14 protein-coding genes are annotated in these 17,124 nt (G+C 64.1%); 3 read left to right on the forward strand and 11 right to left on the reverse strand.

Going from position 1 to position 17,124, the window contains the following annotated elements; genetic code table 11:
• Positions 1-15: 15 nt before the first annotated feature.
• Positions 16-1,266 (reverse strand): NAD(P)/FAD-dependent oxidoreductase, encoded by a 1,251-nt coding sequence (locus tag LB559_RS03280; RefSeq protein ID WP_224673018.1) that lies wholly within the window; start codon positions 1,264-1,266, stop codon positions 16-18.
• A gap of 113 nt (positions 1,267-1,379) precedes the next feature.
• The gene (gene epmA / locus LB559_RS03285; RefSeq protein ID WP_224673019.1) at positions 1,380-2,420 is read right to left on the reverse strand and encodes an EF-P lysine aminoacylase EpmA; all 1,041 of its coding nucleotides are present in this window, start codon (positions 2,418-2,420) and stop codon (positions 1,380-1,382) included.
• Positions 2,421-2,537: 117 nt separating this feature from the next.
• Between epmA and efp the strand changes: the two genes are divergently transcribed.
• On the forward strand, positions 2,538-3,107 hold the full coding sequence (gene efp, locus LB559_RS03290; RefSeq protein WP_013532351.1) for an elongation factor P: 570 nt from the start codon (positions 2,538-2,540) through the stop codon (positions 3,105-3,107).
• 75 nt (positions 3,108-3,182) lie between these two features.
• On the opposite strand, the gene LB559_RS03295 is transcribed toward efp, so the two are convergent.
• Positions 3,183-4,082 carry an HNH endonuclease gene (locus LB559_RS03295; RefSeq protein WP_224673020.1) on the reverse strand — a complete coding sequence of 300 codons (900 nt, stop codon included), beginning with the start codon at positions 4,080-4,082 and terminating at the stop codon, positions 3,183-3,185.
• Positions 4,083-4,304: 222 nt separating this feature from the next.
• Here LB559_RS03295 and LB559_RS03300 point away from each other — a divergent pair, with 222 nt between their 5' ends.
• Positions 4,305-4,844 (forward strand): dihydrofolate reductase family protein, encoded by a 540-nt coding sequence (locus LB559_RS03300; protein WP_224673021.1) that lies wholly within the window; start codon positions 4,305-4,307, stop codon positions 4,842-4,844.
• Positions 4,845-4,883: 39 nt separating this feature from the next.
• On the opposite strand, the gene LB559_RS03305 is transcribed toward LB559_RS03300, so the two are convergent.
• From LB559_RS03305 to LB559_RS03325, 5 genes are all read right to left on the reverse strand, one after another.
• Complete coding sequence (locus tag LB559_RS03305) at positions 4,884-5,753, reverse strand: patatin-like phospholipase family protein (protein ID WP_013532353.1); 870 nt, start codon at positions 5,751-5,753, stop codon at positions 4,884-4,886.
• Positions 5,750-7,177 (reverse strand): M16 family metallopeptidase, encoded by a 1,428-nt coding sequence (locus LB559_RS03310; RefSeq protein WP_224673022.1) that lies wholly within the window; start codon positions 7,175-7,177, stop codon positions 5,750-5,752. Before LB559_RS03310 ends, LB559_RS03305 begins: the two co-directional genes overlap by 4 nt.
• Positions 7,178-7,251: 74 nt before the next feature.
• On the reverse strand, positions 7,252-8,640 hold the full coding sequence (locus LB559_RS03315; protein WP_013532355.1) for a M16 family metallopeptidase: 1,389 nt from the start codon (positions 8,638-8,640) through the stop codon (positions 7,252-7,254).
• 135 nt (positions 8,641-8,775) lie between these two features.
• Positions 8,776-9,330 carry a 16S rRNA (guanine(966)-N(2))-methyltransferase RsmD gene (rsmD, locus tag LB559_RS03320; RefSeq protein WP_024504838.1) on the reverse strand — a complete coding sequence of 185 codons (555 nt, stop codon included), beginning with the start codon at positions 9,328-9,330 and terminating at the stop codon, positions 8,776-8,778.
• Positions 9,327-11,420: a pseudouridine synthase gene (locus tag LB559_RS03325; protein WP_224673023.1), complete on the reverse strand. Its 2,094-nt coding sequence runs from the start codon at positions 11,418-11,420 to the stop codon at positions 9,327-9,329. The genes rsmD and LB559_RS03325 overlap by 4 nt, the downstream gene beginning before the upstream one ends.
• Positions 11,421-11,602: 182 nt before the next feature.
• Between LB559_RS03325 and LB559_RS03330 the strand changes: the two genes are divergently transcribed.
• Positions 11,603-12,052 (forward strand): nucleoside deaminase, encoded by a 450-nt coding sequence (locus LB559_RS03330; protein WP_224673024.1) that lies wholly within the window; start codon positions 11,603-11,605, stop codon positions 12,050-12,052.
• Between the two features lie 36 nt (positions 12,053-12,088).
• Here the strand turns inward: LB559_RS03330 and LB559_RS03335 are convergent, their stop codons facing one another.
• From LB559_RS03335 to LB559_RS03345, 3 genes are all read right to left on the reverse strand, one after another.
• Entirely contained in the window at positions 12,089-12,760 is a 672-nt protein-coding gene (locus LB559_RS03335) for a hypothetical protein (RefSeq protein ID WP_013532359.1), read from the reverse strand.
• A gap of 207 nt (positions 12,761-12,967) precedes the next feature.
• On the reverse strand, positions 12,968-15,931 hold the full coding sequence (gene ileS / locus LB559_RS03340; RefSeq protein ID WP_224673025.1) for an isoleucine--tRNA ligase: 2,964 nt from the start codon (positions 15,929-15,931) through the stop codon (positions 12,968-12,970).
• A 234-nt stretch (positions 15,932-16,165) separates the two neighbouring features.
• Positions 16,166-16,972 carry a MipA/OmpV family protein gene (locus LB559_RS03345; RefSeq protein WP_063171846.1) on the reverse strand — a complete coding sequence of 269 codons (807 nt, stop codon included), beginning with the start codon at positions 16,970-16,972 and terminating at the stop codon, positions 16,166-16,168.
• Between the last annotated feature and the right edge of the window lie 152 nt (positions 16,973-17,124).

The following is a 17,124-nucleotide window of genomic DNA, read 5'->3' on the forward strand; positions in this document are numbered from 1 at the left end:
GAGGGCATCCATCGGTCAACGGCCGAAACGGCCCGCCGCGAAAGGTGCGAGCCGAGCCGGATCGCCGCGTCCGCCGATCAAGTCGGCGACCAGCCGCGCAGTGATCGGAGCCAGCGTCAAGCCGAGATGGCCGTGCCCGAAAGCATGAATTACGCGGGAGCTGCCGCGCGAAGCGCCGATGACCGGCCTGGAATCCGGCAGGGACGGCCGGAAGCCGAGCCATTGCGAGGCAGGCGAGCCGAGCCTGGGAAAAATTTGCCTGGCGCCACGGTCAAGCAGCGCCAGCCGGCGCGGATTTGGCGGCGCGACCAGGCCGCCGAGTTCGACGGTGCCGGCGACCCGCAAGCGGCCAGCCATCGGCGTCAGGTAGAAACCAAGATCGACGGGACAGACAGGTCGGTTGAGCAGCGGCGCGTCGGTCTGGAATTCCAGATGATAGCCGCGCTCGGTCTCGAGCGGAATCCTGTCGCCGGCCTGCGCGGCCAGTGCGCGCGACCGTGCACCGGCGGCGATCACCACCGTGCCAGCCTTGATGCGAACGCCGGGTCCGCTGAGCTGGACACCGTCAGCCTCGACCTGCAGCCCGGTGATCTCTGCCTGCTTCACCGATGCACCACGGGCACTCACCGCGCCCAGCAACCGCCGCATCACCATTGCCGGATCGGTGACATTGATCGAGTCGGGAAAATACACGCCATGCGCTGCTGTCGCCGGCAGGCCCGGCTCAAGCGCCGCCACCTTTTCGGGAGTCAGCACCTCTTGGTGGATGCCAAACCCAGCGCGCATTGCCCGGCCGCCGGCGCCAGCGGCAAAATCGCTCAAGTGGCGATAGAGGTAAAGACAGCCATTGCGGCGCAGCTGGTCCTCCAGCCCGGCCTCCCCGACCATGTCTTCCCAGGCTGGAAGGGCGTCGGCCAGCAGTCCGGCGAGCGCCAGTGCATTGGCCCGGGTGGCCGGCGGCAGCGATTGCCGCATGAACCGAACGAGCCATGGCGCCAGCTGCAGCAGCGCCGGCCAGCGCAGCGAAAACGGGCTGTCGGAATCAAGCAGCAGCTTTGGCAACGCCCGCAGCACCGCAGGAGTGCCGACCGGCATGCAGGCATATTCGGCGATCGTTCCGGCATTGCCGAACGACGCGCCTGAGCCCGGCTCGTTCGGATCGATGAGCAGGACTTCGCGGCCGTCCGCGACAAGGCGAAGTGCCGTCGCCAGCCCGACAACTCCGGCGCCGACAATGGCGATTTCGACCGTTTCAGAAGCAGCCACTGTAGATCTTCCCGATTGACCTTGAAATCCAGTACCGATCATGTGGTCTCTTGGTTCGGGGTCACGGTCCAGTCTTGATCCCTGGAATCGAATAGGCCAGATCTTTCCGCGCCTCAGGCGACAGGCGTCCAGATCACGTCCTCGATTTTTTGCGCGCCGGTCGCCAGCATCGCCAGCCGGTCGAAGCCGAGTGCGATGCCGCTGGCCGGCGGCATGATGGCAAGGGCTGAGAGAAAATCCTCGTCCAGCGGATAGCGCTCGCCATAGATGCGCTGCTTCTCGTCCATCTCGATAACAAAGCGCCGGCGCTGCTCGTCGGCGTCGGTCAGTTCGCCAAAGCCGTTGGCGAGTTCGACGCCGCAGCAATAGAGCTCGAAACGCTCGGCGACGCGCGGGTCGCGCTGGCTCGGCCGCGCCAGTGCCGCCTCGGCGACGGGATATTCGCACAGGATGGTCGCGCGCCCCTGCCCGAGGAATGGCTCGACCTTTTCCACCATCACCCGGCTGAACAGATCGGCCCAGCTGTCGTCGGGCGCGGTGCGCAGGCCGGCATGGGTCAAGGCGGCGTGCAGCGCGTCGCGGTCGGTGCTGCCGTCGGCGGCGACCGTGGCCAGCAGGTCGATGCCGGAACAGCGGGTGAAAGCGTCCGCCACCGTCAGTCGTTCCGGCTCGGCAAACGGATCGCAGTCGCGGCCCCGGAAAGAGAAAAGAGTCGCCCCTGTCCTTGTCGCGGCCAGCGCCAGAAAGGCCGCACAATCCAGCATCAGGCTCTCATAGGCCTCGCCCACCCTGTACCATTCGAGCATGGTGAATTCGGGATGATGCAAGGGGCCGCGCTCGCGGTTGCGATAGACCGGACCGAAGCTGAAAATCCTGGTTTCACCGGCGGCGATCAACTTCTTGCAGGCGAATTCCGGCGAGGTGTGGAGATAGAGTGGCGCCCTTGCACCGTCCGGCCCGACCGCTTCCGTGGCGAAAGCCGCCAGATGCGCCTCGTTGCCGGGCGAGACCTGCAGGGCCGCCGTTTGCACCTCGACGAAATCATGGGCGGCGAACCAGTCGCGCAGGCCGGCGGCGATGCCATTGCGCAGCATCAGCCGCGGGCGGCGGTCGGCGTGAACGTCAGGCGTCCACCAGGGCGAAGCTTCGGTCATGCGGCTCGGAACATGGTGGAAGGGGGCTGGCGGCGGCGGCCAAGATGCGGTAGGCCCCCATCCAGCGCCGCACTAGCCGGCAAACGCCAGTCAACTCTTCTTGCAGGATTTAAAACCGTGGTGAAAGTCATCGCCAGTTCGCTCCGCAAAGGCAATGTCGTCGACAAGGACGGCAAGCTTTATGTGATCCTCTTTGCCGAAAACATCCACCCAGGCAAGGGCACGCCGGTAACGCAGCTCGACATGCGCCGCATCGGCGACGGGGTGAAGGTTTCGGAACGCTACCGCACCACCGAGCAGGTCGAGCGCGCCTATGTCGAAGAGCGCGAGCACACCTTCCTCTACCGCGACGGCGAAGGCTTTCACTTCATGAACCCGGAAACCTACGACCAGGTGGCGGTGTCGGAAGCCGTGGTCGGCGACATGGCACCTTACCTGCTGGAAGGCATGGCCGTGCAGGTGTCGCAGTTCAACGGCATTGCCATTTCCCTGGTGCTGCCGCAGCGCGCCACCTTCGAAGTGGTGGAAACCGAGCCGACGACCAAGGGACAGACGGCCTCGTCGTCCTACAAGCCGGCCGTGCTGTCCAACGGCGTGCGCACCCTGGTGCCCCCCCACATCGCGCCGGGCACCCGCGTGGTGGTGATGACGGCGGATGGGGCTTATGTGGAGCGGGCGAAGGACTGAAGGGGGGGTCTTCCCGCCCAAACGACCAAACGCCTCCAAGCAAAGCCTTCCCATGGACGGGGCAGCTTTGACCGCTTATTGCTTGAAGCAGTGCTCGCGGTGCCATTGCAAGAAATGAGGATGCGGGCGTTCGAGCTGTCGGCGAGGCGGAAGCGCGCGGCGCGTCTTGTTTATAAAGCCCTGCACACTGTCTAAGTCATTGACCTGTCTGGAGATCAGGATTTCCAAATCGTCCGACAGGCTGATCAATCCACGGTCGAACATCCAATGCGCAGTGCCGGACAGTGCGATCCCATTGTTGACGACATCAGGCCCGTTCGCCTCGACCGGTCGAATATGTGCAGCAGAAACTTCTGCCCGGCCGCCGCCATTTATCAGCTTGAGACCCGTGATTGCGCAGCGCTCGTCATAAGCGCGTAAGACGACGCGACGGAAAATGCGGTCCCGCACGATTCGCGATCCGATGTAGCTTACGCGATCACGACTCTGCTCGAATTCGAATGGCGCCTGCTCATCCTGAAAGCCGGCAGATATGCCGACCTCATCAACGCGCGGCAGCAACAACTCATTCGTATCCAGGCCCAGATCGATGATGCGGTTGAAGTCATTTGCGCTAAGTGCACGGACTGCAGATTGGGCACGGCCCGAAATCCGTCCTTCATCGTTGAGCAGGCCTCGCTCGACGAGACCATCAGATCCATTAAATGGAACAGGATTGACGAAATCGAGGTAGGTTCCGGGCTCAATCAGCGCGAGGTACATGTCTGATATCACAGGATCAGGGATGATCTGCTGGACTTTCGCTACAGCGTAATAGCCCCGTGTATCGTTTACCTTGCTGGGCTCGTAGTAGATGATCCACTTGCCGACACACGCCTCAACGCGGCGCAGATACGGACGAGGAAACTGGTATTGCTCTGCGGGGCGATCATTGTACCGCGAATCCGAGCGATGAATGAAAACCCCGAATTCCATGATCTTCCTGCAATGCGCTCTTGGGAATAATAACTACTTCAGATGTGCATCAAAATCCGAACTTTGCGGTTTAGTCCAGGCCGGTCGCACTTCCCCGTGGTATCGGTCTTTCGCAGGCTCGCGCTGAAAGCGCCACCCTGCAACGAAGCGCAGCGATATATTTTATGAAGCGTGTCGCAATGACCCTGCGCGGTCCGTCCTTTGACGCAAAAGGAGAACGCCATGCGAAAACTTATCGTCACCGAATTCATCAGCGTCGATGGCATTGCCGAGGTCGAGAAGCTGCCAAGCGTGACCTGGAACGACGAGATGAACAGGTTCAAGGAGGACGAGCTTGCCGATAGCGGCGCCATGCTTTTGGGGCGCACGACCTATGAGATCTTTGCCGGCTCCTGGCCGACGGAAACCGGAGATTTTGCCGAACGGTTCAACGCGCTGCCGAAATATGTCGCGTCGAATAGCCTGAAGGCGCTCGACTGGAAGCCTGCCGAATTGCTGAAGGGACCGCTGCCGGAAGCGGTCAGGACGCTGAAGCAAGGCAGCGGCGGCAACATCTATGTGCATGGCAGCCTCAGCGTCGCGCAGGAATTGCTGCGCCATGGCCTGGTCGATCGCGTCAGGCTGCTCAGTTATCCAGGCACCGTCGGCCGGGGCAAGCCGCTGTTCCCAGGCGAACCGGTGTCGCTGGAATTGATTTCTGCGACGCCGTTCAGCAACGGCGTTGTGGCGCTGGAGTATGCGCCGGTGGCGGCTAAGTCGTAATCGGTTGGAGCCTTTCAGATCGAATGGGGAGATGCATCCTCACCCGACCTGCTTGCCCCGTCTCCCCTTGATGGCGGCGCTATTCCTCGCCTCCACCGCCTTCTCCACCTGCCGCTTCAGTTCGTCCTTGATATCCACCGTCTCGTTCATCAGCGCGTCGATCTTCAGGAAATCGAGGACCCGGTATCTCGACACTGCCGGGCGGACCAGGATGTCGGGGCGGCATTGCTTCAGCTTGTTGGCGATGATCGACTGCATCATCAATTGCGTGGCGCCGAACATCAGGTCGACGGAGGTCGGCTGTTTGCGGTCGGCCTCTTCCGGTGCGCCGACGACGTCGACGCCGATGATGATGTCGGCGTCGTTCTCGATCAGGTCGAACGGCACGGGGTTGTAGATGCCGCCGTCGATCAGCAGCCTGCCGTCTCGCATCACCGGACGGAACACGGCGGGAATGGCCGCTGACGCCGCAAGTGCGGAGTGCAGGTCGCCGTCTTCGAAGACGGCCAGCTTATGGCCGAAATAGTCGGTCGCCGTCACCTTCAGCGGGATTTTCAGCTCGGCAAAGGTTTCGGGGATGGCCTCGGGCAGAAAGGCTTTCAGGATGCGCTCGACATTGAACTGGCTGACGCGGATGCCGTTCTGCATGGCTTCGGCTATCGTGCCCGGCCGCGCCCGCCACATGCGGCTGGCCACCTCGGCGCGGCGGCCGAGGATCGAGCGGGCATAGTCGTGGATGTCCTTGCCGGCCATGCCTGATGCCATGCCGGCGCCCATGATGGCGCCGATCGACGAGCCGGCAATCGCCACCGGCTTGATGCCGAGCTCGTCCAGCGCCTCGATGACATGGATATGCGCCAGCCCGCGCGCGCCGCCGCCGCCGAAGGCGATGCCGAAGGTGGGGCTCATCCCTTGCCGGCTCCGGCCAGTTTCGGGCCGATGACCATGATGGTCGGCTCGGTGGTCAGCAGCTTTTTCGCCGCGGCCTTGACCTGTTCGAGCGTCACCGCGTTGATGTAGCCGGCGCGGCGCTGCATGTAGTCGATGCCGAGATCGTCGAGCTGCAACTCGACCAATGTCGAGGCGATGGCGCTGGACGAGTCCAGATTGTTGATGGCGTAGGCGCCGATCATGTATTTCTTGGTCGCCGCCAGTTCCGCTTCGGTCGGGCCTTGTTCGGCCAATTGCTTGACGACATCGCGGACGATGCCAAGCGTCTCGGCCGCACGGTCGGACCGGGTGCCGGTGCTGACGATCAGCGCGTTAGCGTGGTCCTGGTTGATGAGCGAGGAGTTGACACTGTAGGCCAGTCCGCGCTTTTCGCGCACTTCCTGGAACAGGCGCGAGGTGAAGGTGCCGCCGCCGAGGATCTCGTTCATCAGCACGGCGGGGAAGAAATCCGCCGCCTTGCGCTTCACGCCGGGAAAGGCGAGCTGCAGGGAGGTCTGCGGCAGGTCGTAGTCGACCTCGATATGCTGCGCCAGCTTCGGGTCGATATCGGCCACAGGCCTCAGCGCCTGGTTCTGCGGCAGGTCGCCGAACACCATGTCGAGCTTTTTCTTCAGCGTCTCCGCGTCGATGGCGCCGACTACGGCGACATGCAGGCCGCCGCGCGCGAACACCGCTTTGTGCAGGGCTTTCAGATCATCGGACGTGATGGCGGCGATGCTTTCCTTGGTGCCCTGATCGGAGCGGGAATAGGGATGGTCGCCATAGAGGGCGCGCGCCCATTTGTTCTGCGCCACCGTGTCCGGGTCGTTTTCCCCGGCGATGATGCCGGACAGGATCTGGGAACGGATGCGGTCGATCGGCAACTGGTCGAAGCGCGGCTCGTTGACCGCCAGCCGCAGCAGGTCGAAGGCCTGGTCGCGCTGCTCGGCCAGCATGCGCATCGAGCCGTAGATGCCGTCGCGGCTCTCGTCGAAGCTCATCTCGGCGCCGGCATCGTCGAGCTTGATCTGGAAGTCTTCACTATCGAGCGGGCCGGCGCCTTCGTCGAACAGGCCGGTCATTAGATTGGCCAGCCCTTCCTTGCCGACAGGATCCTGCGTCGAGCCGCCGCCAAAGACGAAGCGGATGGCGACGACCGGCACGGAATAATCCTCGACCAACCAGGCGGTGATGCCCTTTGGCGAGGTGACGGACTGGATCTCCATGGCCCGCGCGGTGAGCGCCGGCAGGATGAGGAAGAGGATGGAGAGGAAAAGGGTGGTGAGTGCGGCGAGCGCCCTTCCTTCTCCCCTTGTGGGAGAAGGTGGATCGGCGCGCAGCGCCGAGACGGTTGAGGGGTGGGTGACGGAGCGCCGTCGGCGCCAAGCTGGAACACCCCTCATCCGACCTCGCTTCGCTCGGCCACCTTCTCCCACAAGGGGAGAAGGGAGAGAGCGGCGGTGCTGGTTCGTCATCATCAATTCCCCGCCTGTTGCTGCGGCAAGAGATAGCCGGTGGTCGACCGGGCGAGCACCAGATAGCGCGCGGCGACCGCCTTGACCTCGTCTGCGGTGACCTTGCGGATGCGGTCCGTCCATTGCTGGACGTCCTGCACATTGCCGCCGGTGGCCAGCGTCGAACCGTAGATGTTGGCCATGGAATCCTGCTTGTCGCGGGCAAAGATCATCGACCTGACATAGCGGTCCTTGGCCTTTTCCAGTTCCGATGGCGTCACGCCATCCTTGACGATGCGCACCACCTCCGCATCGACTGCCGCTTCGACGTCGGAAATCCTGGCATCGCCGCGCGGCGCGCCGTAGACGGTGAAGTTGGTGTCGTCGAGCATGGTGCCCTGGAAAAAGGCGCCGGCGCTGGATGCGATACCTTGCTGGACGACAAGCGCCTGGTAGAGCCGGCTGCGATTGCCGCCGCCGAGGATCTCCGCCAAGAGGTCGAGCGCTTCCGCCTCGCCCGGCTTTCCCGAATGATAGGACGGCACCACCCATTGCGTGGAAAAGCTCGGCACGCTGACGCGGGCATCGGAGAGCGTGACCGTGCGCTTGGTGTTCTGCTCCGGCTCGACCGGGCGGATGCGGGGCGGCAGATCGGGGCCGCGCGCCACCTTGCCATAGGTCTTTTCGGCCAACGCCCGCACCGTGTCCGGTTCGACATCGCCGGCGACGATCAGCACGGCGTTATTGGGCCGGTAGTATTTGTCGTAGAAGGCGGTGGCGTCGACGCGGTTCAGCTGCTGCATCTCCTGCATCCAGCCGATGACCGGAATGCGATAGGGCTGGTTCTGCCACAGCGTCGCATCGACCTCCTCGTCCAGCACAGCCTCGGGGCTGTTGTCGATACGCGAGCGGCGCTCCTCGAGGATGACGTCGCGCTCGGTCTTGATGACATCGTCGGTGAGGATGAGGTTGCGCATGCGGTCAGCCTCGAAGCTCATCATCAGCCCGAGTGCCGACGGCGCCACCGTCTCGTGGAAAGCGGTGTAGTCATAGGAGGTGAAGGCGTTGTTGGATCCGCCGATATCGGAGACGGCGCGGTCGAACTCGCCGGCCGCATGGTTGGTCGTTGCCTTGAACATCAGATGTTCGAAGAAATGCGCGATGCCGGATTTGCCGGGCGGCTCGTCGGCGCTGCCGATCTTGTACCAGACCATGTGGGTGACGATCGGCGCACGGTGGTCGGGAATGACGACCACCTCCATGCCGTTGTCGAGCAGGAAATCCGTGACCTTGAACTCGGCCGGAACCGTGTTGGGCAAGACGGGGCTCTCGGCCAGCACCGGGCTGGTCATGACAAAAGCCAAGGAGGTCGCCAACAGCGTTCCCCGCAGCCATTCAATCCTGGATGTCATCAACGGCTCCGGTTCTGTCGACAGACGATAGGCAAGGTGCTGGCGACAAGCAAAGTGATTTGTTGATCATGTTGCCGGCAAAGGCGGCGGCAAAGAGGCCGGCCCATGGATGCCCGGCCAAGGATACGAGGCGTATCAGGCCGCCTCGATGAAGCGGATGACGGTCTCGCCATAGTTGCGTTCGTCCAGCACCGAAAAGCCGGGGCCTGGCTCGAAGGACGCCACCGCGGCCTCTTCGACCACGCACAGCGCGCCGGGGCGAAGCCAGCCGCCGGCTTTGGCCGACTGCAAGGCGCGCTCGCCAAGGCCCTTGCCATAGGGCGGGTCGGCGAAGACAAGGCCGAACGGCGCCAGCGTGCCGGCCTCGCCGAGGCCGGTGGCATCGCGGCGGAAGATCTTGGTGCGGCCGGTCAGCCCGAAGGCCTCGACATTGTCGCGGATCAGGCCACGGCCTTCCGCCGATTCCTCGATGAAGACACCGTAGGAGGCACCGCGCGACAGCGCTTCGAGTCCCAGCGCGCCGGTGCCGGCGAACAGGTCGAGCACGCGTGCCCCGTCCAATTGCTCGGCAAAGCGATGCGCCAGCACGTTGAAGACCGCCTCGCGGGTACGATCGGTCGTCGGACGGATGGCGCTCGAGCGCGGCGTCGCCAACGGACGCCCGCGAAACTCACCGCCGACGATTCTCATCTCGCTTTGGGGCCTCGGGGACCGTTGCGCGGACGCTCACCGCCGCCAGCCCCGCCCGGACGTTCGCCGCGCGGCTTGCCGAATGGCTTTGCACCGGCCGGTTTGCCATAGGTCGGTTTGAACGAGGCCTTGCGCGCCTTGGCGTCAGCCGCCTTGGCGGCGTCAGCTTCGGCCCTGCCCTTGCCGATCGGTCGCGCGCCTGGCGCCATCCAGACATTGGCCTTGCGCTGGCCGGGCGGCTCGATCGGCCGCTGCTCGCGCTCGGACTTTTTGCCACCGCCCGGCTTGCCACCAAAAGCACCACGCGGCTTGTCGCCGAAGCCACCGCGCGGTTTGTCGCCGAAATTGCCGCGCGGCTTGTCGCCAAAGCTGCGTTCGGGACGCGGGGCGCGTTCGCCAAAACTCTTCTCAGCGTTTCTGTCGGGGCTTGTCGACAGTTTGCCCAGAGCCTCATCGCGGCTGCCTTCGCGGCGCTTGCGATTCTTGATCAACCCGCCCTCGCCGATCGGGCGGCGCTCGCCATCGCGGGTGAATTTCGGCCGTTCCGGCTCCGGCTCGCGAACTTCGGTGCGCCGCACCGGCTTGTTGGAAAACGGCTTGGTGACATCGGCGTCGAAATTGGCGCCGGATTCCTCGACCAGGCGCTCGCCAAGCTGGTCGCGCAACACCCTGCCCTTGATTTCCAGCACATGGCCCTCGGCGAGGTCATCGAGTTGGAACGGCCCGTAGGAGATACGGATCAGCCGCGTCACGTCGAGGCCGAGCGAACCCAGGATGTTCCTGACTTCGCGGTTCTTGCCCTCGCGCAGGCCGATCGTCAGCCAGGCATTGGTGCCTTGCTCGCGATCGAGCGTCGCTTCGATGGCGCCGTAAAAGACGCCGTCGACGGCGATGCCTTCGCGCAGGCCGGCAAGCGCGCTTTCCTCGACCTTACCGTGGACGCGCACGCGGTAGCGGCGCAGCCAGCCGGTGGCCGGCAGTTCGAGCACGCGCGACAGGCCGCCATCATTGGTGAGCAGCAGCAGGCCTTCGGTGTTGATGTCGAGCCGGCCGATGGTCATCAGCCGTGGCAATTCAGCCGGCAGCACGTCGAAGACGGTCTTGCGGCCCTCGGGATCGCGGTTGGTGGTGACGACGCCGGCCGGCTTGTGGAACAGGAACAGCCTTGTGCGCTCGATCGGCGGGATTTCCATACCGTCGAGATGGATGATGTCATCAGGCATCACGTTGAAGGCCGGTGAAGTCAGAGCGCGACCATTGACCTTGACGCGGCCGGCGGCAATCAGCTCCTCGGCATCGCGGCGCGAGGCGAGGCCGGCGCGGGCCAGCCGCTTGGCGATGCGCTCGCCTGCCTCTTCCGCAGCCTCGGCGGGACGCGGGCGTGGCTTGAAGCTGCCGCCTGACGCGCCTTGCGGCCGATCGTTGAAATCCCGCTTCGGGCGATCGCTGAAGTCACGCTTTGGGCGATCGACGGCGTCACGCGGGGCGCGGTCACTGAAATCGCGCTTGGGACGGTCGAAGCGCTTTTCGCCGCCCGCTGCCGCCGCAGCCGGCCGGTCGCCCCGCGGTGCATAGGGTTTGCGTGGCCCTTCGCGCTTCTCGTAGGGCTTGCGCTCGCCTTCGGCGGCCATTGGGCGATCGCCGCGCGGCGCATAGGGCTTGCGCGGTCCTTCGCGCTTTTCATAGGGCTTGCGCTCGCCTTCGGCGGCCATTGGGCGATCGCCGCGCGGCGCATAGGGCTTGCGTGGCCCCTCGCGCTTTTCATACGGTTTGCGCTCGCCTTCTGCGGCCATTGGACGATCGCCGCGCGGTGCATAAGGTTTGCGCGGCCCCTCGCGTTTCTCAAAAGGCTTGCCTTCGGGACGCGGGCCTTTGCTGAAAGGCTTGTCGCCGCCCTTGAAATCGCGCTTCGGCCGCTCGCCATCGGCAGCCATCGGCCGGTCGCCACGCGCTGCGTAAGGTTTCTTGGCGCCAAAGGACGGTTTGCCGCCCTTGCCCGCGGCGCCATCGCGGCTGCGCGGTCCCGCGGCTTTCGGCCCACTCTTGGCCGGACCCTTCCTGGGTCGGAATTTCTTGTCGTTGTCGTCCATGTGGCCTTTATCCGTTTGCGCTGCTACAGCGTGGCGCATCCTTTCGGGCGCGCAACGAACGCTGTAGCACTTTTGATGTGGCGCATGATCATTTTCGAAAACCGAGTCCCGATTTTCGAGGTCATGCGCTCCATAACAGGATCACCGTCAGGTGGCGAGGAGATAATCGGAGTGGAAATCGCGTGAAGCGGCCCGATTTCATGGCGCTGGCGCTGAAGGAGGCCGAAGCTGCCGCCTTGCGAGGCGAAGTGCCGGTCGGCGCCGTCATCGCCGATGGCGCTGGTGTTGTCGCCAGCGCCGGCAACCGCACACGCGAACTTGCCGACCCGACCGCGCATGCCGAGATGCTGGTCATCCGCGAAGCCTGCCGCAAACTGTCGGCCGAGCGACTGACCGGGCACGATCTCTATGTGACGCTGGAGCCTTGCGCCATGTGCGCCGGCGCCATTTCCTTCGCCCGGCTGCGCCGGCTCTATTTCGGCGCCGCCGACGACAAGGGCGGTGCGGTGGTCAACGGCGTGCGTTTTTTCGCCTCGCCGACCTGCCACCACGCGCCCGACATCTATCCGGGCATGGGCGAGACCGAAGCAGGCCTGCTGCTTAAAGGATTTTTTCGGGAGCGGCGCGGCTGAAGCGGGCGCTACGCCCGGCGACACAATTCGGTGTTCTTACAGCCAATCGAACCAGCCGCTGCCCTTCTTGCCTTCCGCCTCTTTCTTGAGACGGCGTTCCTTCTTGTACTCGTCCTCGCCAAGCTCGTTCTGCGGCGCGGTGCCGGCCGCGACACGATACTGCACTGGAGGCTCGCTCAGATATTTGCGGGTGTTCGGATCGCCCTGCTTGCTGTCGGCGAGGCGACGCTGGATCTCGGCGGCACGGCCTTTGTCGGAATCGGCCGGTGTCCATGCCGGCGGGTGGCTCGAGCCTGACTCCGCCATCGCCCTTTTCACCGAGGCCGGATCGGTTTGCACGTCGTCGACGATCTCCGACTGATAGGCCGGGTCGTTCTGATGGGCGGTGGCATCGGCGCGCAAGCGGGCGCGGCGCTGCTCGGGCGATTCGGGCCATTCGGCGCTCGCCGTCTCGATGCTGTCCTGCGGGGCCGGCAGCGCTTCCTTCTGGCCGGGCGCCGGCTTTACAAGCGTCGGACGCGGCTTGTAGTCGATCTGTTCCTTGCGCTTCGGCGCAAATGAAAAGGCGCCTGAAATATCGCCGGCCAGCTGTTCGCCGGCGGTCTTGTCGGTGCCGTAGGTCGGAGAGCCCATGCAGCCGGACAAAGCGAGGCCCGACGCGACAAGCGGCGCCAGCAGCGCCAGGCGCGCATTATATCTCTCGGTCATGCCAAAAAGTCCCACTCTAGACAGCCTCTCGATTGCCACCAGCCTCGTGGCCGGTCCCCATCGTCCAAGCACTTGCGACGGAAATCCGGCGACAATTTGTCTTCCGGAGTTTCGCGTGTTTACCTCAACCACTCGTTAAGGGCAACGCGCGGGCGGTTTTCACCCGCCCGGCGTGGCATTTGTGCACCGATCAAGCTGGCCGACCTGTCAAAGCCGGCCAAGCGCCTTCAATTCATGCAGCACCGCCGCATCCCTGGCCGAAACATCCGGGTATTCCGGATCCTGGCCGATATCGGCGGTGTAGCGCCATGAGCGTGCGCATTTTAACAGGCCGCGATCCTCGGCCTTCTCGACCACCACGGCGACACCCCTGACGTCGTCGATCGCGAAGGCACCAGCCGGTGCCTCGCCATGCGCGATAACCAGATCGCTGGTGATCGCCATCTCGGCCATGTCAACATCTGAAATCGCCGCTTCGAGCGCTGCATCGTTGATGGTGACGACCGGCACCGCTTCCAGCGACGATCCGATCACCTTCTGGGCGCGCGCGATCTCCAGCGCGCCGGTAACGACGCGCCGCACCTGCCGCACCTGGCGCCACTTTTCCGCCAACGCCTCGTTCTTCCAGTCCGCCGGGATTTGCGGGAACTGGTCGAGATGCACCGAGACCGCGTCGGGATGACGATCGAGCCAGGCCTCCTCCATGGTGAAGGGCAGCATCGGCGCCAGCCATTTCACCAGGCAATCGAAGAGATGGCGCACCACCTGCACCGAAGCCTTGCGCTTCAGGCTCGACGGCGCGTCGCAGTAGAGCGCGTCCTTGCGGATGTCGAAATAGAACGCCGACAGCTCGACCACCATGAAATCGAGCAGCATGCGGGTGATGCGCTTGAATTCGAAGGCGTCGTAGCCCGAGCGCACGACCTCATCGAGCTCGGCCAGCCGGTGCAGCATCAGCCGCTCCAGCTCCGGCATCTTCTCCAGCGGCACCTCTTCGCCATCGTCATGGGCGAGCGTGCCGAGCATCCAGCGGATGGTGTTGCGCAGCTTGCGGTAGGCATCGATGTTGGTCTGCAGCACGTTCTTGCCGAGCCGCTGGTCCTCCCAGTAGTCGGTCGTCACCACCCACAGACGCAGGATATCGGCGCCCGACTGCTTGATGACGTCCTGCGGCACCACGGTGTTGCCGAGCGACTTCGACATCTTGCGGCCATCCTCGTCCATGGTGAAACCATGGGTGACGACAGTATCGTAAGGCGCCCTGCCCCTGGTGCCGCAGCTTTCCAGCAGCGAGGAATGGAACCAGCCGCGATGCTGGTCGGAGCCTTCGAGATAGACGTCGGCCGGCCATTTCAGGTCAGGGCGATCCTCCAGCGTGAAGACATGCGTCGAGCCCGAATCGAACCAGACGTCGAGGATGTCCATCACCTGCTTCCATTTGGAGGCATCGTGATTGCCAAGGAAACGCTCCTTGGCGCCAGCGGCGAACCAGGCGTCGGCGCCCTCCTTCTCGAAGGCGTCCATGATGCGCTGGTTGACCGCTTCGTCCTTCAGCACATTGCCGTCGACATCGGCGAAGACGGCGATCGGCACGCCCCAGGCGCGCTGGCGCGACAGCACCCAGTCCGGGCGCTCCTCGATCATGGCGCGGATGCGGTTCTGGCCGGCGGCGGGCACGAAACGGGTTTCGTCGATGGCCTTGAGCGCCCGGCTGCGCAACGTCGAGCCGTCGCCGAGGTCCTTGTCCATATAGACGAACCATTGCGGCGTGTTGCGGAAGATGATCGGTTTTTTGGACCGCCATGAATGCGGATAGCTGTGCTTCAGCCGGCCACGCGCGAACAGCGCGTTGCGTTTGATCAGCTCGTCGATGACGGCCTGGTTGGCGTTGCCCTTCTTGCCGTTGTCGTCGATGACGCGCGCCGGCCCACCCTCGCGGTCCGGTCCGAAACCCGGCGCGTCCTTGGTGAAGAAGCCGCCATCGTCGACGGTGAACGGGATGGCGGGATCGATGCCGCGTGCACGCAGATCCACCGCCGCGTCCATCCAGGCGTCAAAGTCCTCGCGGCCGTGTCCGGGCGCGGTGTGGACGAAGCCGGTGCCGGCATCGTCGGTGACATGGTCGCCGGCGAGCATCGGAGCGGCAAATTCGTAGCCGCCGCCCAAGCCCTTGAGCGGATGTGAAAGCGTAAGGCTTCCAAGCTCTTGCGCCGAGACGCTGCGGAGACGATTCAAGGTGACCTTGGCCTTGGCCGAGGAGTCTTCGGCCAGTGCGTCGGCAAAGATCAGCTTTTCGCCCGGCTGCGGGCCGAACGCGTTCTCGGCTGCCGTGACCTCGTAGAGGCCATAATTTATACGCGGCGAATAGTTGACGGCGCGGTTGCCTGGGATCGTCCACGGCGTCGTCGTCCAGATGACGACGTGGGCCTGCAGCAGATCGAGGGCGCCCTCCGTCAGCTTGGTCTGGCCATCGTCAATGGGGCGGACAAGGCTGGCGACCGGAAACTTCACCCAGATCGTGTCGCTCTCATAGTCGTGGTACTCGATCTCGGCCTCGGCCAGCGCCGTGCGCTCGACCACGCTCCACATCACCGGCTTGGAGCCGCGATAGAGCTGGCCCGACATGGCGAACTTCAACAGCTCGCCGGCGATGCGCGACTCGGCATGGAAAGCCATCGTCGTATAGGGGTTCTTGAAGTCGCCGATGACGCCGAGGCGCTGGAACTCGGCCCCCTGCACCGTGATCCAACCCGCGGCGAATTCGCGGCATTCCTTGCGGAACTCGTTGACCGGCACCTCGTCCTTGTTCTTGCCCTTGGCGCGGTACTGCTCCTCGATCTTCCATTCGATCGGCAGGCCGTGACAGTCCCAGCCGGGCACATAGTTCGAGTCGTAACCGCGCATCTGGAACGAGCGGGTGATGACGTCCTTGAGGATCTTGTTCAGTGCATGGCCGATATGGATGTTGCCATTGGCGTAGGGCGGGCCGTCATGCAGCACGTATTTCGTGCGGCCGGCAGCGCTCTCGCGCAGCTTGCGGTAGAGATCCATGTCCTGCCAGCGCTTGACCAGCAGCGGCTCCTTCTCCGGCAGGCCGGCGCGCATCGGGAAGTCCGTCTGCGGCAAATAAAGCGTCTTGGAATAGTCGATCGTTTCAGTTGTATCGGTCATTGGTCTGCCATGTGCATTGCCCGGCGGGCGTACAAGCTCGGGCGTGAACTATCATGTTATGAAAAAAGCGCGAGGGGCGCGCAGAAACTCCCGGCGGCTCCGGCGGCGCTCAGGCCACCCGGAACACCGGGCCTGTAATTCGTATCGCGATCGCGAAAAGGCGCGAAAAGCTGGTCATGGCTGGGCTTTTAGCCGAAGCCACGGCAGGAATAAAGCGTCTCTCGTTCGATTCACCTACATCGTGAAATCGAAGCGGTAGGTGGTCGACACGCCGACCGTGAACTGGTTGCGGTCGCCACGCTCCTTGACCAGGCTGGAATCGGCCGCCGGTCCCATCAGGCGTGAATATTCGCCAAACAGGCTGGCGGTCATCGGCTCGGTCACCTTCCAGGTTATGGCGCCGCCAAGACCGGTCGATTTCAGCCCGCCACCGGGATGGTATTCGCTCAGGCCCGAGGCCACCGCCTCCTGCGCGTTGACGCCATAATAGGCGTCAAAATAGTTGCCCGAGGCGAAGGAAACACGCGGTCCTCCCGAAATCCTGACGGTCGGCGTCACATCGTAGAAGGCATCGGCGGCGATATCGGCGACAAAGCCGTTGTGAGCGCGAATGCCGTGGCGCAGCTCGGCGCGGGCGCGCAGCCAGTCCGTCGGATAGAATTCGAAGAAGCCGCCGACTTCGCCGCCCCAGCGCACCGGATCGAGGCCCTTCAGCTCATCGGCGTTGTCGTCGTCGCGGGAAAACAGGAACTTGCCGGTCAGGCCGGCGCGGACACCGCCATCGTCGACCAGCGCCAGCGAGATGTTGTCGTTGCGCGAGACAAAGCGTGCCGCCGGTCCGGCCTTGCCCAATGAGATGATGGGTTGGGCGCTCAGCATGTATTTCCTGCCGCCCTCGAAATTGGGCGCGACCAGGCCGGTGGCGCCAACGGTCAGATACCAGTCGCCGGACAGCCAGCTGCCCTCGCCCGCATTGGCAGCGCCCACTCCACCCAGCACCGCAGCGGCCAACACAAGAGAGATTCTTCCGACCGGACTCATGGCCACTCCACTAACACGACACACACGATTACCGATGACAGCTTTGACGGCCGTTTGGTAAAATTTGATTTAAACCCGAGACATACGCTCGCGCTTTGCCGCGATCCCCCTGCCGGTCATCGACTGGACGTTGGCCCGCGCCCGGATTACCT

The sequence above is a fragment of the Mesorhizobium sp. BR1-1-3 genome (genome assembly GCF_020165455.1).
Lineage (GTDB): Bacteria > Pseudomonadota > Alphaproteobacteria > Rhizobiales > Rhizobiaceae > Mesorhizobium > Mesorhizobium ciceri.